Annotated in this window: 21 protein-coding genes; 2 read left to right on the top strand and 19 right to left on the bottom strand. The window is 41.2% G+C overall.

Annotated elements, in window-relative coordinates:
• Window positions 1-122 precede the first annotated feature (122 nt).
• The 5 genes from BMX69_RS21255 to BMX69_RS24975 all read right to left on the bottom strand — a co-directional run bounded on the left by BMX69_RS21255 (window position 123) and on the right by BMX69_RS24975 (window position 6,507).
• Entirely contained in the window at window positions 123-1,562 is a 1,440-nt protein-coding gene (locus BMX69_RS21255) for a glycoside hydrolase family 1 protein (RefSeq protein ID WP_100043450.1), read from the bottom strand.
• A gap of 21 nt (window positions 1,563-1,583) precedes the next feature.
• Entirely contained in the window at window positions 1,584-3,455 is a 1,872-nt protein-coding gene (locus BMX69_RS21250; protein ID WP_100043449.1) for a beta-glucoside-specific PTS transporter subunit IIABC, read from the bottom strand.
• A 211-nt stretch (window positions 3,456-3,666) separates the two neighbouring features.
• Window positions 3,667-4,506: a BglG family transcription antiterminator LicT gene (gene licT / locus BMX69_RS21245; RefSeq protein WP_100043448.1), complete on the bottom strand. Its 840-nt coding sequence runs from the start codon at window positions 4,504-4,506 to the stop codon at window positions 3,667-3,669.
• A 327-nt stretch (window positions 4,507-4,833) separates the two neighbouring features.
• On the bottom strand, window positions 4,834-6,240 hold the full coding sequence (locus tag BMX69_RS21240; RefSeq protein ID WP_054791075.1) for a tyrosine phenol-lyase: 1,407 nt from the start codon (window positions 6,238-6,240) through the stop codon (window positions 4,834-4,836).
• Between the two features lie 144 nt (window positions 6,241-6,384).
• Window positions 6,385-6,507: a hypothetical protein gene (locus BMX69_RS24975; protein WP_278280701.1), complete on the bottom strand. Its 123-nt coding sequence runs from the start codon at window positions 6,505-6,507 to the stop codon at window positions 6,385-6,387.
• A 311-nt stretch (window positions 6,508-6,818) separates the two neighbouring features.
• On the opposite strand from BMX69_RS24975, the gene BMX69_RS21235 reads away from it, so the two are divergent.
• Window positions 6,819-7,463: a GntR family transcriptional regulator gene (locus BMX69_RS21235; RefSeq protein WP_100043447.1), complete on the top strand. Its 645-nt coding sequence runs from the start codon at window positions 6,819-6,821 to the stop codon at window positions 7,461-7,463.
• Between the two features lie 172 nt (window positions 7,464-7,635).
• Here the strand turns inward: BMX69_RS21235 and BMX69_RS21230 are convergent, their stop codons facing one another.
• A complete protein-coding gene (locus tag BMX69_RS21230) occupies window positions 7,636-8,559 on the bottom strand; it encodes a BadF/BadG/BcrA/BcrD ATPase family protein (protein WP_100043446.1) in 924 nt (307 codons plus the stop codon).
• 11 nt (window positions 8,560-8,570) lie between these two features.
• Entirely contained in the window at window positions 8,571-9,641 is a 1,071-nt protein-coding gene (locus BMX69_RS21225) for an SIS domain-containing protein (protein WP_054791005.1), read from the bottom strand.
• 107 nt (window positions 9,642-9,748) lie between these two features.
• Between BMX69_RS21225 and BMX69_RS21220 the strand changes: the two genes are divergently transcribed.
• Window positions 9,749-10,888, top strand: coding sequence for an ROK family transcriptional regulator (locus tag BMX69_RS21220; RefSeq protein ID WP_100043445.1), 1,140 nt, complete (start codon window positions 9,749-9,751; stop codon window positions 10,886-10,888).
• Window positions 10,889-10,891: 3 nt separating this feature from the next.
• Here the strand turns inward: BMX69_RS21220 and BMX69_RS24245 are convergent, their stop codons facing one another.
• The 12 genes from BMX69_RS24245 to BMX69_RS21170 all read right to left on the bottom strand — a co-directional run bounded on the left by BMX69_RS24245 (window position 10,892) and on the right by BMX69_RS21170 (window position 21,321).
• On the bottom strand, window positions 10,892-11,077 hold the full coding sequence (locus tag BMX69_RS24245; RefSeq protein ID WP_054791007.1) for a hypothetical protein: 186 nt from the start codon (window positions 11,075-11,077) through the stop codon (window positions 10,892-10,894).
• Between the two features lie 159 nt (window positions 11,078-11,236).
• Window positions 11,237-11,374, bottom strand: coding sequence for a hypothetical protein (locus BMX69_RS24240; protein ID WP_157724444.1), 138 nt, complete (start codon window positions 11,372-11,374; stop codon window positions 11,237-11,239).
• Between the two features lie 400 nt (window positions 11,375-11,774).
• Entirely contained in the window at window positions 11,775-12,035 is a 261-nt protein-coding gene (locus BMX69_RS21215; protein ID WP_054791008.1) for a GlsB/YeaQ/YmgE family stress response membrane protein, read from the bottom strand.
• A 282-nt stretch (window positions 12,036-12,317) separates the two neighbouring features.
• Entirely contained in the window at window positions 12,318-13,070 is a 753-nt protein-coding gene (locus BMX69_RS21210) for a hypothetical protein (protein WP_100043444.1), read from the bottom strand.
• A 71-nt stretch (window positions 13,071-13,141) separates the two neighbouring features.
• Entirely contained in the window at window positions 13,142-13,543 is a 402-nt protein-coding gene (locus tag BMX69_RS21205; protein WP_166433219.1) for a hypothetical protein, read from the bottom strand.
• Window positions 13,544-13,673: 130 nt separating this feature from the next.
• Window positions 13,674-15,092: a sensor histidine kinase gene (locus BMX69_RS21200; protein WP_100043442.1), complete on the bottom strand. Its 1,419-nt coding sequence runs from the start codon at window positions 15,090-15,092 to the stop codon at window positions 13,674-13,676.
• Window positions 15,093-15,746, bottom strand: coding sequence for a response regulator transcription factor (locus BMX69_RS21195; protein WP_054791076.1), 654 nt, complete (start codon window positions 15,744-15,746; stop codon window positions 15,093-15,095). It lies immediately after the preceding gene.
• 332 nt (window positions 15,747-16,078) lie between these two features.
• A complete protein-coding gene (ascB, locus tag BMX69_RS21190) occupies window positions 16,079-17,509 on the bottom strand; it encodes a 6-phospho-beta-glucosidase (RefSeq protein ID WP_100043441.1) in 1,431 nt (476 codons plus the stop codon).
• A 1-nt stretch (window position 17,510) separates the two neighbouring features.
• Window positions 17,511-18,917 (bottom strand): PTS cellobiose/arbutin/salicin transporter subunit IIBC, encoded by a 1,407-nt coding sequence (ascF, locus tag BMX69_RS21185; protein ID WP_054791015.1) that lies wholly within the window; start codon window positions 18,915-18,917, stop codon window positions 17,511-17,513.
• A gap of 167 nt (window positions 18,918-19,084) precedes the next feature.
• Entirely contained in the window at window positions 19,085-19,834 is a 750-nt protein-coding gene (locus BMX69_RS21180) for a MurR/RpiR family transcriptional regulator (RefSeq protein WP_054791016.1), read from the bottom strand.
• A gap of 60 nt (window positions 19,835-19,894) precedes the next feature.
• Complete coding sequence (locus BMX69_RS21175) at window positions 19,895-20,827, bottom strand: GNAT family N-acetyltransferase (protein WP_100043440.1); 933 nt, start codon at window positions 20,825-20,827, stop codon at window positions 19,895-19,897.
• Between the two features lie 110 nt (window positions 20,828-20,937).
• Window positions 20,938-21,321, bottom strand: a complete 384-nt coding sequence (locus BMX69_RS21170) for a hypothetical protein (protein WP_054791017.1) — start codon at window positions 21,319-21,321, stop codon at window positions 20,938-20,940.
• Between the last annotated feature and the right edge of the window lie 9 nt (window positions 21,322-21,330).

Below are 21,330 nucleotides of genomic sequence, written 5' to 3'. Positions count from 1 at the left end.
TATACTAAAATCATAGTACCACAAAAAGAGGACATCTTAAAGTTCCTGATTCATACAGAAACTTAAAATGTCCTCTTCCTTATTTTACCTCTTCATACAGCAAGGAAAACATCCCTGTTCTTTTAATCCAGTTCTTCCCCGTTGGTTTCAATTACCTTTTTATACCATTCAAAGGATTTCTTTTTCCTTCTGGATAAATCTCCGGATCCATCATCATATTTTTCTACGTAGATAAAACCGTAGCGCTTTGCCATTTCTCCGGTGGAAGCACTGACCAGATCAATGCAGCCCCAAGGGGTATACCCCATCAGATCCACACCATCCTCAACGGCTTCCTTCATCTGCTCAATGTGTTTCCTTAAATAATCGATGCGGTAATCGTCCCTGATGCTTCCGTCCTCTTCCTTCTTATCATAAGCACCCAGGCCGTTTTCCACCACCATCAGAGGAATGCGGTAACGTCCGTAAAGCTCATTCAGCGTATAACGAAGTCCCTTAGGATCGATCTGCCAGCCCCAGTCGCTGGATTCCAGATAAGGATTTTTCGCTCCTCCCATTAAGTTGCCGGAGGTGCTTGCCTGTTCCGGCGTAGCGGTAGCACAGTTGGACATATAATAACTGAAGGTATAATAATCCACACACCCCTCTTTTATGGTTTCCAAGTCTCCCGGCTCCATCTGTATGGAAATCCCGTTTTCCCTGAAATAACGGTTCATAAAGCTGGGATATTCTCCCCTAACCTGCACATCGCCGCAGAACTGGTTTAAAATCTGATTCCGTCTCTGGGCTTCTAAAATATCATCCGGATTGCAGGTCAAAGGATAAGTCGTAATATAACAGAGCATACAGCCGATCTTACAGTCCGGGTCAATCTCATGTCCGGCCTTAACCGCCTGGGCGCTGGCCACAAACTGATGATGAAGACCCTGGAACCGGAGATTTGGAATATCCGTCTGGTTTGTAAAATCCGTTGTTCCCTCATTTAAAATGCCTAAGGAAAGGAAACCGCCCATGGGCATTGTCCCTGCATTGATCTCATTAAAGGTCAGCCAGTATTTCACCTTTCCCTTATAGCGTTTGAACAACGTTTCCGCATATTTAACATACAGTCCGATGCACTCTCTGGAAGCCCAGCCATTGTACTTTTCCGTAAGGGCAAAGGGCATCTCGTAATGGGAAATGGTGATCAGCGGTTCCATTCCATGGTTTAAGCACTCTTCGATTACCCTGTCATAGAATTCCAGACCAGCCTCATTCGGCTCCTCTTCCATGCCCGTAGGGAAAATTCTGGTCCAGGCAATGGAAAAACGGAATACCTTAAAACCCATCTCCGCAAACAGGGCAATATCTTCTTTATAATGATGGTAAAAATCAATGGCTTCATGGCTTGGGTAACATGTATCCGGCTCGATGGTCCGGGTGATCCGTTTGGATCTTGCATGGGAACCTCCCGTACATACATCAGGATCTGCGATTCCCTTGCCCGCCTCATTCCATGCGCCCTCACACTGGTTAGCCGCCACCGCGCCTCCCCATAAAAAATCTTCAGCAAATACAGACATTTGGCACCTCTTTCAAAATGATTAAACAATTGTTAACAGCTTCTCTCCAACCTCGATCTGCTTTTTACTTCCTGCCTTTAAGCTTACAAAGTTGTTCATATTAGATACAAGCACAGGAGTGGTAAGCGATAAGCCTGCTTCCTTAATTTTCTCCATATCAAATTCCAGCAGCAGGCTTCCCTTTATGACCCGGTCCCCTTGTCTGCAGTGAAGGGTAAAACCTTCTCCTCCAAGACGCACCGTATCAAGCCCTACATGGATCATAACCTCAGCTCCTGTATCCGTAGTGATGCCAACCGCATGCTTAGTGTCAGTCACAGCACTGATGGTTCCGTCTGCAGGAGCATATACCTTTCCCTCGTCCGGGATTATGGCTACCCCTTCTCCTAACACTCCGCCTGCAAATACCGGATCCTCTACCTCTGTTAAAGAAATTACCCTTCCTGTAAGGGGGCTTGCAAGTTCAATGGTTTCCACCAGCGGCTTTTTCTCTTCAGAAGGAGCACTCCCGGAAGTTTCCGGCTCCCCTGTCTTCTCCTCCGGCTTATAAAGAATGAGAGTCATGACAAAGGATACGGCCAGAGAGATAACAAGGGCAATCACACCATTTATCAAATTGCCGAATCCCTCACCGCCGATCATGGTAATTAAGGTCAAGGTAGAGGGAGAACCGCCCATGGAATAGGCTACCAGATGGGTAATTCCGGCATAAAGACCTGATGCTGCTGCACCGATTACCGCTGCTATCATGGGTGTTTTGTATTTTAATGTCACACCATACATAGCAGGTTCTGTAACGCCTGCGACAATTGCTGAGATTCCACAGGCAGATGCGGTAGACTTTACATTTTCATCCTTGGAGCGGACTGCAACAGCCAGGGATGCGCCTCCCTGAGCCAGGTTGGAGCAGAACATGGTAATAAGTACAATTGCATCAAATCCAAAGGTCGCCATACTAATGGCGAACATAGGAATCAATGCATAATGCATTCCTGTCATAACGATAAACGGCATGGCAGCAGAGATCAGCATGATGGTGAGCCAGCCTGCTTTGCTGTATAAGAAATTGATACCGTCTGCCAGATAATTTCCGAGAATGCTTCCAAGGGGTCCAACAACAACTAATGCAATGGGCACGGTAATAAATAAGACTAATAGCGGTTTCAAAAATACCTTTAAAAGGTTGGGGCAAACCTTATCAGCAAACCGTTCAATATATCCCATAATCGGAACGATAAGGAAAATAGGAAGAACGGAGGAGCTATATACGGCAGCCGTAACAGGCAATCCAAAATATGTGGTATTTCCCTGGCCAAGCAGACCCGTAATATCAGGATGGATCAAAAGAGCCGCTACTACCATAGCCAGATAAATGTTGGAGCCAAGACGCTTTGCTGTGGTCATGGCCAGCAAAATGGGCAGGAAGTAGAAGAAAGCATCTCCTACTGCAGATAAAATCACATACGTGCTTCCGGACGTATCCACTAACGAAAAGGTGGTCAGAAGTGTCAGCACTACTTTGATCATACCGCAGCCAAGCATGGCGGGAAGCAGAGGGGTCATGCAGCCGGCTACAAAGCTGCACATACGTGAAAACAAATTCTCCTTAGGACCTTCATCCTTATTCCCGGTGCTCTCTTCAAAATGTCCAAGCTTTATAAGTTCCTTAAATACATTTGATACCTCGTTGCCGATAACTACCTGGAACTGTCCGCCCTGGCGGACCACCCGGATCACACCCGGCACCTTTTCAATTTCAGAATCCTTAGGAACTGTACTGTCTTTCAGTACAAACCGCAGGCGTGTCATACAATGGGACAGCCCGCTCACATTATTTTCTCCGCCAACCTTTTCAAGTAAGGTCTGTGCGGTCTTTGCATAATCAAATGCCATATTAACTCCCCCTTATTAAGGTTTACTCATTGTTATCTATCTGAAAAGGCGTCTGCCGGCTATCATATAACGCCTTATCATTCAATTTTATATATAAAAAGGACCCTGCCGAAAAGCAGCCTGCAAATAATATAACCATTGCAGCCTACTCTCCATGCAGGGTCCTGCCCGGACCATATTTCCTGTCCGGTAACAATCCCAGCCCTCTGTTTTAAATCAGTTCTCTGGTAACTTTTTCTATGTGAATCATCAGATACATCATTTCTTCCCGGTCTATTTCATAGTAATACCGGTCGTGTATATAATCTGCTATTTTAATGATACAGTTATAGGCTCTGCGGTACTTATCCTTTAGCAGCTGATACCACTCTTCATTGGTTGCCTCATACTGCTTATTCTGCAGCATGCGCTGGGCAAAAAAACGGATGTGGGTCACAAAACGCCTGTAATCCCAGGACTCAGTATTCAGCCTGATCTGAAAGGAGGCCTCCACAATATCCACAATGTCCTTAATAACTTCCGTAATTATCCCCAAATCATCGGTTTCCTGACGGTTTAACTGTCCATAAACAAAATGAAACGCCAGGAACATGGCTTCATCCTCTTCCATGGAAATATTAAGCCTTCTCCGAATTAAGTCGACCGCATACTGACCCACTTGAAATTCATTGGGATAAAACCGTTTCCCCTCCCAAAGCATGGCATTTCGTAGAATGGTTCCGTTTTTATAACGGTCTACCGCACCGGCGATATGGTCACACACCGGAAGGATGATCCGGGAATCCAGCTGCATTCCAAACTCGCTTTTGGCGTAATCAACAGTCTGTTCACTGATATCCCAGTATTCCTGGGGAAGCTTTGCGAAATACTCTTCAAAGTGACGGGCATCCCGCTTATCATTCTGTACAAATACCCGCTCCACCAGCTTCCGGTCCACCTCATCGCCCTTTTTCTTTCCAAAGCCAATGGATTTACCCTTCAGTATGATTTCTTTCCCCTCGGTATTATAAGCTGATACCATGTTATTGTTCAAAACTTTTTCAATTTTCATAAGCCCTTCCAGTAATAAAAAAAGACAAGCTACGAGGACCATCACATAACTAGGATATGTGATAACAACCCTGTAGACCTTGCCTGCCTTACCAGTCACAAACTACACATCTATTTTCTAAACGCAGTATATCACGGATCTTTGTAGATGTCTATTTGCAAATTTGTTTAATTAAATAAATGTTTTTTGTGCAATATGTATAATTTCAATCTTAACAGCGCATCAATGTTGTAGCTCATATAAGAAGAATGCTGTTTCCAGCCCTTCCAGGCTAAAAACAGCATTTTCCCTTATTTCAAAACTAAGCGATCTGTTTCATTCTAAGTTTCAGAATCCCTTAATTAACTCTCCATTCTTAGGCTCAAAGCGTCCGGTAAAGAAGCGCAGAACTTCTGGCTCATAGACCCATTTCAGACCGCTGATGTCATGTCTTATCTGATACAGCTGGATTATTGCGTCAGCAACATAATCCAGGTGAGCATATGTATAAACTCTTCTCGGAATGGTCAGACGGATGGTCTCCAGCTTCGGCACATGGTTCTCTCCTGTCTTGTTATCTCTGCCTGCGGAGATAATGCCGCGTTCCATGGTTCTAACACCGGAAAACTCGTAAACAGCTGCTGCCAGAGCCTCTGCCGGGAAGTCCGTTTTCTGATCCAGATGATCCAGGAATGCACGGGCATCTACAAAGATTGCATGGCCGCCGCTCGGCTTAACCATAGGAACTCCTGCAGCATCCAGCTTCTCGCCAAGGTAACGGATCTGATTGACACGGTGGCTGATGTAGTTGAATTCCATTGACTCTTTAAGACCAATTGCCATAGCCTCCATATCTCTTCCTGCCATTCCACCGTAGGTAGGCATACCTTCATACTGTACTACCATTCCAGTTGCACGGATGTATAAATCTTTGTCATTCATGCACAGGAATCCGCCGATATTGGTCAGGCAGTCTTTCTTTCCGGACATGGTGCAGCCATCGCCGTAGGAGAACAATTCGTGAACAATTTCCTTGATGGTCTTGTCTTCATAGCCTTTTTCTCTTATCTTGATGAAATATGCATTCTCCACGCATCTGGTAGCATCAAACATTACCTTAATGCCATACTTATGGGCCATTTCGGATACGGCCTTTATGTTAGCCATGGAAACAGGCTGGCCGCCTGCCAGGTTTACAGTAACTGCAAGGCAGATATATGGGATCCTGTCTGCGCCGACTTCGTCAATAAGAGCCTGGAACTTATTTAAGTCTACATTGCCCTTGAAGTCCAGGATTGCGTTTGGATCATGGGCTTCATCAATAACCACGTCACGGAAGGTGGCTCCATTGTGTTCCTGATGGAAGCGGGTTGTGGTGAAATACATGTTGCCTGGCACATAGTCTCCTGGCTTAATGGTAAGAGAAGACAGAATGTTCTCTGCGCCCCGCCCCTGATGAGTTGGAACTATATATTGGAATCCAAAAAGTTCGCGTACAGTCTCTTCCAGATGATAAAAGTTTCTGGAGCCGCCATAGGCTTCATCACCTAACATCAGTCCTGCCCACTGTCTGTCGCTCATTGCATTTGTTCCAGAATCTGTCAAAAGGTCAATAAAACATTCCTCCGATTTTAACAGGAACGTATTATATCCTGCGGTCTTGATGGCTTCTTTTCTTTCTTCTTTGTCTAAGTTGCCCATAGGCTCTACCATCTTAATTTTGAAAGGCTCCGGTGCAAATTTCATCATATCCATTACTATTCCTCCTGAAAATATTTTTATTTTTTTCTTAATTGGAAAAATCTTTTCAAAATCCTTAAGTGATGCAATGGCCTGGGCCGACAGCGGAATGGTTGCCGGCATATTAAAAATGGTCATAAGCCCTGTTCCAAGGCCTTCTTAATCCCATACAAAGCTATATGCAGCGATTCCGCTGGCAATACCACGCCTGCGCCACCAAAGGATATGGCCGCTGCCAAGCCTTCCTACTGCAGAAATCAGCAGGATAACCAGCAAAGACAATCTTTACGATGTAAAGCAACAGCCATTCAAATAGTTGTATTTCCTATCCGCCTTCACGTATTTCATTTTTTTATTCTGCTTTTAAGCTCGGATTGTGATGCATTATGTATGATGCATCACATCTATTGGTTATATTATATAATAAAAAAGCGCTTTGTCAATATTATTTAGACTGTTTTTTAATATTTTTATTCTTACAGTTCTGGGAGATATGTTGTCATGTCCGATCGACAATTGTCCCTTTTATTGCTTTTAAGAGAGATTTATAGTAAAATGAAAAATACAATTAAACAACCAGGAAGGAGAAGAAGATGAAGAGTACTCTTGTGAAAATGACCTTAAGCGAACAGATCTACAACATCCTAAAAAATGAAATCATGAGCGGAACCATTCCTCTGGGAAGCAAAATAACAAACAGAGAACTGCAGGAACGCTTTCAGGTTTCCTCCACACCGGTGCGGGATACCATCAACAAGCTTTATCAGGACGGTCTCGTAAAAGAGGTTACAAAAACAGGTGCCCAGGTAATCAACTTTGACTATGGATATGCGGAAGAAATCAATGAATTCATTGCGTCCATCTCTTGTGTAGCTCTCAATATGACCATTGCCAAGGGTACCGATAAGGAAGTGACAAAGTATTTGAAAGAATATTTAAAAAAGCAGTCAATTGCTTCGGATGACGATGCCTACTTTGATGCAGACTTCCATTTTCATAAGACATTCTTTGACTTCTGCGGCAACCAGTTCTTGAAAGAAACCTATAAGAGATACAATCTTATCCGTTTCCTTCTAATAAAGTTTGCTATCCGCACAGCTGAGGACCGGTCCTGTTCCACCAAGCAGCACGGGGATATCGTCAAGGCCTACAGCTCCGGCCAATTTGACCTTGCCTCCGAGCTTATTAAGCAGCACTATATTCACGGCCTTTCACTGATTAAAGGATACAATCCATAAGAATGCCGTTTCCGTCAGATACCGGACTGCATAACTGATTTAGATCCCAACGTTGGACGCACACAAAAAGAAGCTGCACACTAATCACTTAGTGTGGCAGCCCCCTCTTTCTCTGCTGAAATATTCTATTTCTTAAGTTTTCCACATACAACAATGATGGTTCCTATGGAACTTAACGTTTCGCTAACTCCAAAGCCGTATCCAGTGCTGATAATTCAGGAATTTTAATGATGATCTTTGGAAAATCACGATCAATGATATGAGACAATTCATCCCTTAAAATCTTATTTTTTAACAGCACACTTCCCCAATACCATAGTTCTACGAGCTTTTCTCCCTTATACTTATGAAGCCCGGCTTTATTATAAACATCTCTGACAAGAGAAAACAATTCATCCCTGCACTCCCTGATGATCTTTAATCCCGCTTCCTCTCCCATAATACAGGCCTTTTCTGCAAGAATTGAATAAGAGGCAATTTCCGCCTTCTCCATCAGCTTGTCATTAACAAAAACATTAATCTCATCTAATGTTGTTAAGCCGCTTTTTTCTGCGAATAACTTATAAAGAACCGGACAGTCCTGTCTTCCGTCAATATGGCCGGCAGCTTCCTTTATTACTTTCATTCCCATATGAAAGCCGCTTCCCTCATCACTTAGCACATGGCCCCAGCCGCCGCAGCGCGTAATCTCTCCGGACTCCCCTCTGGCAAATGCAATGGAACCGGTGCCGCTTATCAGTACAATTGCCGGTCCTGAGGACATATGAAGAAAAATCTCACAATCATTATGGACTGCTATGCTTTCCCAGTTAAAACCCATTCCTGTGAAAGATCTCAGGCATTCCTCTTCCTGCCTTTTGGAATCAATTCCGCTGGCAGCAATGCAAATCCGTATACAATCTTCTGCTTTTAAGTAATTTTCTTTCAGCACCGGCAGAATAAACTTACGGTACTTTTCATTGCATAGCTCAAACCCATCTGTATTCATGGTACCTCCCGTACCATAAAACTCTCCTATGACATTGCCCTCAGCAGATTCGATCTTCATTCGCGCGACAGATCCGCCTATGTCTAAACCAGCATAGTATTTCATCATACCCTCCTGAATTATGCCTTTGTGTTCATTACCTTGTAAAAATCATGAAATTTGGGGGTATCACATTCAATGCATTTACGTTCTGATCCATAAACACTCATGATCTGAAAAGCGAGCAAAGCCTGGAACATGGAAAAGTACGGTTCTTGGCTTCCTGACAGATTCAAGACATGACTGCCGCTCTCCCAATCCAGAGAGGTTATGACAAAATTAATGCAGCCCTTTTCCCTGGAATATCTCTCTAAAACTGCCATACGTTCTGAATTATGAGTTCCTGCAGGTAAAAACAGATTGCAAAGTCCAGGCTCAATGGTGTTATTAATTCCATGCAAATACTCCTCAAATTCATAAGCCGAAGCAGGTACGTATAAGGTTTCCAGAATTTTCAAAGCCCCTTCCTGAACCGTATAGTATCCGGCGTCCTCTGATATCAGGGTAAAATGCTGCATGGACGCAAGCAGATCTTCATTTCTTTTACAGAATTCCATGGAGGCCTCTATATTGGAAGGCGCTGCCTTTATGGATTTATTTAATTCATCCAGGAAATGAGTAAACTGATCTTCCTCCACCCGATCCCATCGCTGCCCCAGTACCAATCCCATGAAGCTTAAAGTTAGAACCGTTCCAGTCATTCCTTTTGTTTTAGGCCCCACAGTTTCTTCCCCGCATGCGATAAGCTGATGCAGGTTTCCTTGTAAAGCGACAGGTGACTTTATATCTGATGTTACAGTGATAACTGTAAATCCTTTTTCTCTCCATTCTTTTACTGCCGATATGGTAGAAGTACTTTTTCCTGACTGGGATACCGCTATGACCATGGTATCTTCAGGCTTCAAAATCTTTATAAAACCATTTAAGCGGGTAGGTACTGCTGCAGTTGTTTCTATCCCAAGGATCTTCTCCATAAAGTCTGCTGCTGCCATTGCTGCAATGTAAGAGCTGCCTGAACCAATGATCAGAATCCGTTTTACAGGGTTCAATTCAAATTCCTTCAGTTCCCGGAAAATATCCTCCCTTTCCTCTGCCATTCTTGCCCATATTGCAGGTTGTTCCTTAATGTATTCCATCATTTTCTGTGCCATGTGTTCCTCCTTATAGAAAGCTGAAAATTGTTTGACTGACTGTAGTTCTAATGCTATGATTCTAGTATAATGATACCGCAGAAGGGAGCTTTGCCTTGAACCAATACATGCCAAGATATCTTAAAACAAAAAACCGTATGATGATTTTTGACTTATTCCGAAACCAGCATCTTATGAGCCGGGCGGAATTGGTCCGTATCACAGGCATCAGCTTCCCCACTGTCTCAAAAATTGTAGATAAACTGCTGGAGCTGGGCATTGTCATTGAGTTAGAAGAGACAGAGCAGAGCTCCGGAGCCGGGCGGAAAGGTCATCTCCTTAAGTTTAACCCAAGAGCCTGTTATGCCATTGGCATTGAATTCGAAGGCCAGGTTGTTCATCTGGGTCTGGTTGATATGCTGGGCACCTGCCAGTACTGCAGATCCATTTATCTTCCCGCTCAGAATCATACCCTGAAATTATCTAAGCTGACAAAAGAAATCAATACCTTAATGACCCTGGCTGACAATGACCACATTCCGGTTCTGGGTATTGGAATCGGTTTTCCCGCTATGATTAACCCGGAAACAAACAGCATCATTCATATGTCAGGAATGAATATTGAACATGAAGTTCCATTTGTAGATGCATTTTCGGAATTTGCCTCAACTTTGACAGTTCCGTTTTTCCTTGACAATGATGTAAAGTTTGCCTGCCAGGGGGAGGCCTTCCTACGCCGCAAGAACCCGGAATACCAGGATCTTATATATTTCACTCTGGGTACAGGCTGTGGTGTCAGCTATATGATGAATGGGGAGCTGTGGTACGGTGCCACTCATAAATCAGGAGAGATCGGAAACATGATGATCAGCTCCTGTCAGATACCGGGAACAGAGGTGCCTGAACCAACCCCATTTGAGCAGCTTATTAATTTAAATGCCATATATAAGCATTTTCAGATCAGCCTGCAGCAAAATCCCGGCCTGCCGGAGTCCATACGGGAAGATATCATTAATTATCTCTGTCCCTATTTAAGCTTTACTTTGTCCAACATATCCTATCTTTTGGATATCCAGCATTGCGTACTGACAGGAATTGTACCTCTTGCTTTAGGAGAAGGCTTGCTTCAGAAAATACAAGATACGCTCCGCACCACCCTGACACAAAACACCCTCTTAATTGAGCCTTCCATCAGCCGTGACGCAGGGATCATCGGCGCCGCCGTCACAGTGTTTAACAAACGTCTGGAAGCTCTGTTTAAAGATTAACTTCTATCTCCGTTTAAAGGCTTGTGCAAGAATAAACCATGATACATGAGGAATCCATTGTTCCGCCCAGCGCCAGTTATCACTCACTGCGCCTCCTGGTTCCCGGATAAATGCGATTCCTTCTTCATTATTCTCATCGCTTGTGATTCCATTGCAGATACCCCCCGGGCAATTGTAGCCATCCATCATACAGGAATCAAAGGGATTTAAGCCTATGATCCAGTTGATCTGATTATCTGCAAAATACTCCAGCTGATCCTAAATCCTCATCACCCGTAACCCTTATAAGGACTCTGGCCGCTGCCGATAAGGAAGCGATCCTGACATTTTCTCCCTGCCACCATGGCTCTACTGTTGTATGATGCGGGAACTGTTCTTTTCTGTTGAAGCATATTCAAGAAGTGCAATGACAGGAAGCCCGATCAGGCATAAGGCCATGGCTGGTCCCTCCCAGCCGGATTCTTCCATAATCCCATTTGCTGCCAACCAGGGACTCCAGGGTGAATTTTATTATTAAACTTTGTTTATTAATTATGTGTTGACAACAGTATAACATAGGCAAAATGGAAATTCAAGTTGAGGATTATAGTAATTTTTTATGATTGTTCTTATATTTTCATGTGTATAGTGCACAATAACATATGTACCTGATAACTTTTTTTCATTCTGTTCGCCAAGAAATTTTCATCTGATCTTTCCTATTTTTAAAGTTTATTAAATATTTGAATCATTGTCGAATTCTTAAAAGAACATACAAAAAGAGATATATCAAATAGCCTGTACTGTGTAACACAGTCTATTTGACATACCCCTTTTGATTATGCAAGCGTATCCAGATCGCTTCAGGATATTTTTTCTTATGGCATAAACAGCCATGTAAATTATTTTACTCAGTCTTCTGTCTTCTCACTGCATTTACAATCCATAATAAAATAATGGAACCAACGATAGAGACGATCAAGCTCCAAACATTAAATCCGGTAATGCCGGTTCCTCCCAGGAGGCCCATCAAAAAACCGCCGATTAAACCGCCGATGATCCCTACCACGATATTGGCGCCAGCGCCCATACTTTTATTATTGCCAGTGAACATACTGGCAATCCAACCGGCAAGAGCACCAATAATAATCCAACTTATAATTCCCATCGTTTATTACCTCTCTTTAAAAGAATTATTTATAATGAAATTCATCATTATTTGTGTAAAAACCTGATAGTCAATAAATTCAAAATAAAACAAATCTTTTTGAATTATTATAAAACCAAATAAGCATCCTCGTAAGACATACGGGATACCAAGTATAAGTTTTTGTCCTCACCAGGTATTTATAGTTAGTTTGTACCATAATTGTATTTTTTATACATAGCGTAAGAAAAGGTACTGTTTCCAGTACCTTTTGGATTATTAGAGACCGCTTGATCTCATTATTTACTCTTTGCTAAGATTTATTCCCATGATTCCTGCCTGCACTTCATTTATCCTGTCATTGGCAATGATTGCTTTCCCCTTTACTCCCTCCAGACTATTTATTATCTCTCCATCCGGTACATTAGGGTAAGCACCGTTCTTATACTTTAGTACAGAATACTGAGCTTTGTTTTCGTTATAATACGGCACAATTAACTCATGATATCCATTGTCTAACTTATCACTGACAATGATTGGTTCATTGATTAATGTAAATTCCTGAACAACATGCAGCTTTCCACCATTTTCAGATAACAGCAATGCACTGCTTCCACCGGAGCCGCTGGTATAAGGACCTGTTACCATAACAAATATTTCATCCTTACCATCATCATTTAAATCAATATAGTTATAAAAATAATTTGTCGTTTCAAAATATTCCTCCGGTACCTCCATGTCTTCAATTATCAGATCTCTTAGCTCTTTCAAAGGTTTTGACTCTGCTTTCATGCCTGTTATGCCTTCCGGTAACTTTAACATTGGCACTTCATCAGTTCTGCTGTTATTGGCAGCCGATGTTTCTTTTGAGCCAGTAGTTTCAGAATATGTAGTTTCTGACTGGGCCGGCTCTTTCTGGGTTACTTCCTCTGTTATTTTTGCAGATCCAGTATCCGTTTGCGTGTTTAATGCTCTGTTTCCGCAAGCACTTATGGACAGTGTTACTGTAATTGCAAGGCTTCCTAATAGCAGCATCCCGTATTTTTTATTTTTCATCTGAATATCCTCCATTTGTTTTTAGGTTATACTGTATTCTCTCTAATAAATGTAACAAACTTGTATTATGCCTACGGGTTTTTTAAATATTTTTCCCACTGCATGTTCAAAATATCATCTTTTTCCCCCACTGGCTGAATGAATAATATCTTTCCGCTTTCCTCTTCCAAAGTGATTTGATATTTGATATCCTTTATTGTCAGATATCCTTTCCATATAAGCATGGAACTCGACGGTGTCTCTGAGTCAATTAACAGGTAAGGAGTTATATCAATCTCTCTTAATATGGGACCATATATCGTAATCTCCAAAACAGGAATCTTGCCAAGTTCCCGAAAGCATTGCCTGCGCGCCTCATATAGACTAAACCTGTCTCCCGTTTTAAGTTCAATAAGCTTTAGATTTGCATTACCGTCAGTTAACAGCCTCATTTTTTCCTCTAGTGTTAACGTATTTTTCTCTATTATATCCATCTGAAAAACATTCATATCCATTTCTTTTGTCTCACTTAACAGCTTCCGGTCCTGATACTGAAAATAAAGATATGGAAAGATCAAGATTGCCAAACCTGAGACAGCTATCTTGGTCAGATATAATACATAATTAAATGTCCTGTTCATCGATACTTCCTTTCCATACCAACGTCACTGTAGTTCCTTTGCCCACTTCACTCTCAAACAGTATTTCCCCTTTATGAATATTCATAATATTAGAACAAATTGCTAATCCCAGGCCTGCTCCCCCATCTGCTCTGGAACGGGATTTATCCACCCGGTAAAAGGCTTTCTGAATTTTAGAAATCTCCTCTTTTGGCATACCCATCCCGTTATCTGTTATTGAGATCCATACATTACCGCTCTTACAGCCGGTTTCTATCGTAATCTCGCCATTTACGCCAGCCGCTTTTCCACCATTATCTAATATATTTAATAAAACATTTTTCATAAGCTCCATATCTGCTCTGATCGGAAAATTAATAGAAGACTTTTTCACGGCAATTTTCTTTTTGTCAAAAACAGGGTTCATTGCTTCCAGAGCATCTTCCAATAAATTCTGGACGGTACTGACGGTATAATTAGGTATTGCATTCTTTTCTATTAGTAACTGCATCATCTTGTTAGAAAGTGCTTCCAGTCTCTTTCCTTCCGAAATAATATAGTCCACGGCATATAGGAAATCCTGTTCCTCCAATTTGCTTCTTTTTATTAAATCTGCATATCCTATCATGGCAGTAAGAGGTGTTCTGATTTCATGTGCCAAACTGCCTGCCAGTTCTTCCTGATTTTTTGCCGTTTCCTTCAGCTGCTTTATTTTTTCTTCTAATTGTTCCGCCATACCATTAAAATCGGCTGCCAAAATACCAACTTCATCTTTCTCCTTATATTCCACTCTTTCCGTGTAGTCTCCTGACCTGATCTTTTTCACCGCATAAATCAATTTATGAATTGGTTTCGTTAACTTTATAACATTGACAGCGTTTAGCAATGCGCTTATGGCCCCCACAGCAATTATGGTTATTATAAATATTCTTTGCTGCTCCTCTTTCTCTAAAAATATCTGCGTAAGATCTTTATGAACCTCAATTATAATAGGTCGTCTAAGCAGCTCTGTCAGAACTGACATTTGTAAAAAATAACCCTTAGCATTTTTCTCTACTCGATATACAATCCTGTAAAGAGATAAATTACTACTCTTTTTATCTAAAAACCCTGCATCATCGTTCTGAAACAATACCTTCCCATTTTCATCGCTTATTCTATAAGATTCACCCTTCCAATTGTTTTTCAAAATATCAATTGCTTCCTCAATACTTTTTGTAGGTTCCTTATACAATGTACTGCTATCATTCGCAAGCAGCGTGACCAGATCCCGATGTATGCTTTCGATATTTTCTTTTTCCCTCTCAACCTCCAGCAGATATGCTTTATGGAATGTCATTGACAGCAGTACAACGCCCTCTAATGTCAATGCAAATAGAACGACCAGAAATGTATTTGAAAAAATCTTCCAGGAAAGTTTCATTTAATCCTCCAAACGGTATCCAATTTTAAATACAGATACCAATTGATCATATAGATCTAATTTTTTACGCAGTCTTTGTATATGCATATCAACCGTTCTGCTATCTCCAGTATACTCCCCTTCCCATACTCTCTCATAAATCTGCTCTCTGAATAATGCCAAATTCTTATTTTTAATAAATAGCACCAGTAATTTAAACTCTTTCTCTGCTAATGTAATCTCCTGTTCGTCCTTTGTCACCTTATGAGATGATACATTCACAGAAATATTTCTGTAAGACAAGATTTCATCTGTTTTATAATACCGCCTGAGCACGTTTTCAATCCTAGCCTGCAATTCCTCTATCTGAAAGGGCTTTGTCAAGTAATCATCCGCACCTAACTTGAAGCCCTTAACTTTGTCCTGCAAACTTCCTTTTGCAGTCAAAAATATTACCGGAATCTCCATAGGGCGGATAAATTCCATTAATTCAAATCCATTGGCCTTTGGCAGCATGATATCCAGTAGAATCAGCGAATACCTTTTTTCCAAAACTTTATTTGCAGCCGCTTCCCCGTCATAGACCTGTTCACAATCATATCCCATCGCTCTCAAGCTTAGCTTAATAAAATCAGATATAGGTTTTTCATCTTCGACAATTAAAATATTATGCATTTTTTTCCTTTCTATCCAGCTCCCTTTTATCATTAATAAGCCAGGTCCTGAATTTGATTCAGGATATCTATTAATTTTTATCTTCTTATTATTTCATATTGTTCGCCTTACTATATAAAAAAACATATAGATGTATCAATCTTGTAAAAAGCAAACAACATAGTCAAATATAATACGTTACTTTATTAATTACAACATAAAAAAAGACTCCACATTACATGTGAAGTCCTTTTAATCACAGAGCTCTCGTTCCGGCTGCAAATGCAGCCGAAAAAATTATCCCGGTTTTTCAAATTTACTATGAGTTTCTTACGTAGTCCGCAATTCCTCTATCAGTCTATATCATTTCCATTGGTTTCAATTACTTTTTTATACCAATCAAACGATTTCTTTTTTCTCCGCTGCAGCGTCCCGCTTCCGTCGTCTGCCCGATCCACATAAATAAATCCATATCGTTTGCTCATCTCTCCGGTAGAAGCAGAAACAATGTCAATACAACTCCAGACCGTGTACCCCATTAACTCCACACCATCCTCCATGGCTTCTTTCATTGCCTGAATATGGCTTCTTAAGTAATCAATGCGGTAATCGTCCTGTATCCTTCCAGCCTGATCAATCTCGTCTTTTGCACCCAAACCATTTTCAACGATAAAAAGAGGTTTCTGATAACGGTCATACAACTGGTTCATGGTGATTCTAAGTCCCAGCGGGTCAATGCTCCAGCCCCACCCACTTGTTTGTAAATAAGGATTTTTCACAGAACGGATAATATTGCCCTCATTTGCTGTTTTATCATTCATATCTGCAGCTACGCAGCGGCTGGCATAATAACTGAAGGAAACGAAATCCACTGTATTTTTTAATATCTCCAAGTCACCATCTTCCATAATAAGACTGACTCCCTTATCATGAAAGAGCTTACGGGCATAAGAGGGATAAGCCCCCCGCACCTGTACATCAATGAAGAATAAATTTTCCTGTTCTTTTTTCACTGACTCCCAAACATCCTCAGGATTACAGGAGTAAGGGTAAAAACTGCCTCCTGCAAGCATACAGCCCACCTGATTGCCCGGATCATATTCATGAGCCAGCTTAGTCGCCAAAGCGCTGGCTACTAAAATATGATGTGCTGCCTGATAAGTAGTCTGAGCTTTATTTTCCCCTTCCTGGAACGCAATTCCTGCACCGGAAAAAGGACTGTGTAAAATAATATTAATCTCGTTAAACGTCAGCCAATATTTTACTAACCCTGAAAATTCTTTAAAACAGGTATCCGCATAGCGAAGGAAATAATCTATGACCTTTCTGTTTCTCCATGAACCGTATTTTTCCACCAGTCCCATGGGAGCATCAAAATGGCACAACGTTACCAAAGGCTCAATACCATACTTTTTACACTCCAAAAACATACTACGGTAAAAATCAATTCCCACCTGATTGGGCTTTTCTTCGTCTCCGTCAGGAAAAAGCCGTGACCATGAAATAGAAGTACGGAATACTTTAAAGCCCATTTCCGCTATTAAAGCAATATCTTCTTTATAATAATGATAAAAATCAATTCCCTCATGGCTGGGGTAATATTCTTCTTTCTGCAATTGGGGTTGGGGAACATTCCCTGTTTTTACTTCTAATCTTCGTACACCATGAGGAAGTACGTCAATATTACTTAATCCCCGGCCTCCTTCACGGAAGGCGCCTTCCGCCTGATTGGCGGAAATGGCTCCTCCCCAAAGGAAATCTTCAGGAAATTGAAAATCGCTCAATTTATTCCTCCTCTTCCGGTATATCCTCAAAACCAATCACCAAAGTCAGTACAAACGATAATACAATCGATAAAATCGTAATACCTGCAATCCATGCAATGCTGGTACCCGGACGTTCCGGGTCAATAAACTGTACTCCGGTTAAAACACTGGGCGAGACCATGGAACGGCTGGCAAGCCCTCCAATTCCAGCCAAACAGCCGCAAACAAATCCTGTAATCAAAGAAGCAATCAAAGGACGTTTTAAACGAACGGCAACACCATAAAGAGCTGGTTCCGTAGTTCCTGCAATCAGAGCCGAAGATGCTGCTGCAAGGGCGGTTTGACGAAGCTCTCTGTTTTTTGTTTTTAAAGCTACTGCTAGTGAAACTCCGCCCAGGGAAAGGTTCGCGCCTATTTCAGACGGCATAACGGTTCCTTCCATTCCTGTATCAGAGATCGTCTGCAGAATCGTAGGAGTAAACACCCTATGCATACCTGTAATAACCAGTAAAGGCCAAATTGCTCCCATAATACCAACTGCCAGAAAACCAAGTTTTGCCTGTACAAAGAATACAAATTTAGAAATCGACGTACCAACTAAAATCCCTGCAGGTCCAATGATTAAGATCGCAATAGGAGCAGCAATTAATAAAATCAACATTGGCTTTAAGAAGTTTTTCGTTACGGCAGGTGTAATTCTGTCAACTCCCCGCTCAATATAAGATAAAATCCAGGTCATACAGATTGCCGGAATTACGGTATAAGTATATTTTACAGACGCAATTGGAACTCCCAGGAAATGGGCCGCTGTTTCTCCAACCGTTACCGCCTCCATTAAACTACGAAAATCCGGGTGAATTAACGTTCCTGCAATAGCAATGGCCAGGAACATATTCGTTTTAAATTTCTTAGAAGCAGATGCTGCTACCATGACAGGCAGGAAATAAAAGGCGCCGTCACCAATGGAATTAATGATCTTGTAAGTGTCGCTGTCAGCAGACAGTATATTTGCCATAGCCAATAACATAACTAACAACTTTACCATGGAGCCGCCGATAATTGCCGGAATTAACGGAGACATGGTTCCAACGATGGCGTCTAAAATGTTATTTCCGATTTTTTTAAGGGTCAAAGGCTCTTTCTTCTCTCCCCTTGCAACTTTACTTTCTTCTCCAAAGTCGCCTAACTTTAATATCTCCTGATAAGCAGTTCCAACATGATTTCCAATAATAACCTGAAATTGCCCTCCCTGCTTTACAACTCCCATAACGCCGTCAATGGCTTTGACCGCCGCTTCATTTGCCTTACTTTCATCCTTTAAGACAAATCTCAAACGGGTCATACAGTGGGTAAGGCTGGAAATATTATCGATTCCCCCAATATTTTCCACAATAGCTTTTGATACAACCGCATAATCTCTTGCCATTTTTCTTTCCTCTCTTATAAATTAATGAATTCGTATAATTAAGCTGATTGTGATTATACTGTTTATCAAGTTTCTTGTCATTAGTTCCAGGGCGCAAAAAAACAAGTGACGTCAATTCTCACTTGTTTTTTATACGTAACAGTACGTTTTCTTAATTCACAACTTTCCTAATTTGAATTATGATCCATTTCTTCGGAAGTATACCGGTACAGCTTCTTCCCCAGACGTTCTACAATGCTGATTGCAGGCATTTGAGTGGTAATATCATACACCTTCAGACGCGTATAAGTCACATAATAAGCAATGTTATAGTCCGATAACTTCGCCACAGTACAATTCTCCGTATTGGTCACACTGAAAATCTGGCAATTTTGTTCCTTAAAACGGATCACATGACCAATGGTATCATTCGACTCTCCAGAAACTGAGAATACAATGACCAGAGCATTTTCAAAAAATCTGCTCTCCGTGGGATAATGAGGTTCGTCAATATAAAGACAAAACTTTCCCATACTGGAAAAATACCTTGCCCCATATTTTGCCACAATCCCGGACATGCCGCTGCCTACAAAAATAATACGGTTTGCACGAACAATCACTTCTGTCAGCATATCCAGCTTTTTCTCAAATTCTTCCGAAGTTGTTTTCTTTAAAAAGTCAATGACTTCCGTCACATCGTCCGTAGCAGACATTTCTTTTCCCTTATCAAAATGCTGCTTTAACTTTACCTTAAATTCGGCATAGCCGTTACAATCCATTTTCTTACAAAAGCGCAGTACCGTAGAAGTGGAAACATGGGCTTCCTGAGCCAATTCCCGAATTCTCATGTACTTCACTTTATCATAATTTTTCGTCACATATTGATATACTTCCATTTCCAGGTCATTCAGTGACTTAACCTGCTCCACACGAAACATCCCTGTTCTCCCTTCTACGAAATACTCTTTCCTGGCCTATTTCATTTCTTTGTCTATCCTCTAAAACTTCTTTTCCCATTTCCAGACTTCGTTTTCAGCTTCTGTCAAAAATCCCAGATCCCAATAGAATTGTTGATTACCGCCAACCATACCTTTGCATAATGGGTATTTTTTCATGACTCTATTAGCCAATTCATAAATCAAAGCCCTGGCAATGCCTTTACGCCTGCACCACCATGCCACACCCAACGGCTCAAGTTCACAAAATTGCATCGCCTCATGATACCATACGATAGCAAGTCCCACTGGTTTTCCTTCCAGATCAAGAACAACCAAATCCAATTCAGGATCATACCCTTTCATCCTTTTTAAATCTTCAAACCCAGATTTTATATTATTTGCAGTAGGTAACGTATAATTGAACGAAAACATATGAGCATTGGCCGAATAAAACGGCGGAACCGTGTATCCGTCTGCAAATGAATAACCATCAATGAGTTCCATATGAAATAAAGTTCCGTCAAAAGGCAGGATGTTTATCTTACTAACAGAATCTGCTTTTACAAAACCTCTTTCTTTTGCCGTTTCTTTTACAAGATTTAAATAGGGTGGAATGGTAAGTTCAAGGTACCTTGTTTTGTCCTCGTAGGGTGCATTTCCCTTAAAACAAGACATATGGGTTTCTGCATGATGAAACATTTTTGTTAAAAGTTCCTTGTCTTCCGTGCGGCCGTGGCTGTCAAAAATAAAGAAAGCATCTCCCTGCCACGCCCCGATACTTATAGCCGCTGCGGCAAGTTTCTGCTCTTCAAACCACAACCCTGTTGTTTGCTCCCAATTGGCTGTGTTGTTAGCCCATGCTGAATGAATGCCCCTATCAAATTGCAAATAATTAAACTGATAAGCCGGAAATCCAATTGAATAGCTATTAAGTATTAGTTCTTCTATCTGATCAAAATATTCATCCGTATAATATATAAATTTATATGCCAACTGAATCACCTTTCTTTATATATGAATAAAATTTCATCTCATTGTAATAATTATTTCCGGTAAATAAGCCAGATGGGTCGTTGCATGAATCTCTCGGTTTGTTCTTATCTTTACGAAATAAGCCACTCTTTCGCCTTTTCCAAATCATCAATACAGGTCATCATAAATGAAATATCTGTTTTTTTCTTTTTAATATAATTCTTCATTTTTAAATCCAAGCCAACAAATACTACTTTACGCAGCGGCTTCTTTAAAATAACAAAGCGATCAACGATCCATTCTAAAATTTCTTTGTCAACTTCCGTATCATCAAGAACAACTACAAGAAAGGCGCTGGTTGACGGTCTGCTGATTTCTATCAGATCCCGTATAAATTTCTGCTTTAACAGTTCTTTTTCACCATAAAGGGAATCCAAATGTTCGCACCAAACTTCTCCGCCATTATAAAATAAGGAAAAAGATTTTTTATTCAAACCAAGCTCATACTTCTCCATAGAATAACA

Source organism: Lacrimispora sphenoides JCM 1415 (assembly GCF_900105615.1).
GTDB classification, from domain to species: domain Bacteria; phylum Bacillota; class Clostridia; order Lachnospirales; family Lachnospiraceae; genus Lacrimispora; species Lacrimispora sphenoides.
The sequence above is the reverse complement of the archived record's forward strand: the minus strand, read 5'-3'. Positions and strand labels throughout refer to the sequence as shown.

Bases quoted from the DNA above. Each gene is read 5' to 3' on its own strand.
- licT (WP_100043448.1), bottom strand. From the start codon at position 4,506: ATGAAAATTGAAAAAGTTTTGAACAATAACATGGTATCAGCTTATAAT.
- BMX69_RS24245 (WP_054791007.1), bottom strand. From the start codon at position 11,077: ATGATGGATGGCTACAATTGCCCGGGGGGTATCTGCAATGGAATCACA.
- BMX69_RS21250 (WP_100043449.1), bottom strand. From the start codon at position 3,455: ATGGCATTTGATTATGCAAAGACCGCACAGACCTTACTTGAAAAGGTT.
- BMX69_RS21225 (WP_054791005.1), bottom strand. From the start codon at position 9,641: ATGGCACAGAAAATGATGGAATACATTAAGGAACAACCTGCAATATGG.
- BMX69_RS21255 (WP_100043450.1), bottom strand. From the start codon at position 1,562: ATGTCTGTATTTGCTGAAGATTTTTTATGGGGAGGCGCGGTGGCGGCT.
- BMX69_RS21215 (WP_054791008.1), bottom strand. From the start codon at position 12,035: ATGGGAATTATAAGTTGGATTATTATTGGTGCTCTTGCCGGTTGGATT.
- BMX69_RS21205 (WP_166433219.1), bottom strand. From the start codon at position 13,543: ATGGATATAATAGAGAAAAATACGTTAACACTAGAGGAAAAAATGAGG.
- ascF (WP_054791015.1), bottom strand. From the start codon at position 18,917: ATGGCAAGAGATTATGCGGTTGTATCAAAAGCTATTGTGGAAAATATT.
- BMX69_RS21240 (WP_054791075.1), bottom strand. From the start codon at position 6,240: ATGGATATGATGAAATTTGCACCGGAGCCTTTCAAAATTAAGATGGTA.
- BMX69_RS21230 (WP_100043446.1), bottom strand. From the start codon at position 8,559: ATGATGAAATACTATGCTGGTTTAGACATAGGCGGATCTGTCGCGCGA.
- BMX69_RS21170 (WP_054791017.1), bottom strand. From the start codon at position 21,321: ATGGAGAAGTATGAGCTTGGTTTGAATAAAAAATCTTTTTCCTTATTT.
- BMX69_RS21210 (WP_100043444.1), bottom strand. From the start codon at position 13,070: ATGAAAAATAAAAAATACGGGATGCTGCTATTAGGAAGCCTTGCAATT.
- BMX69_RS21220 (WP_100043445.1), top strand. From the start codon at position 9,749: ATGCCAAGATATCTTAAAACAAAAAACCGTATGATGATTTTTGACTTA.
- BMX69_RS21195 (WP_054791076.1), bottom strand. From the start codon at position 15,746: ATGCATAATATTTTAATTGTCGAAGATGAAAAACCTATATCTGATTTT.
- BMX69_RS21235 (WP_100043447.1), top strand. From the start codon at position 6,819: ATGAAGAGTACTCTTGTGAAAATGACCTTAAGCGAACAGATCTACAAC.
- BMX69_RS21200 (WP_100043442.1), bottom strand. From the start codon at position 15,092: ATGAAACTTTCCTGGAAGATTTTTTCAAATACATTTCTGGTCGTTCTA.
- BMX69_RS21180 (WP_054791016.1), bottom strand. From the start codon at position 19,834: ATGTTTCGTGTGGAGCAGGTTAAGTCACTGAATGACCTGGAAATGGAA.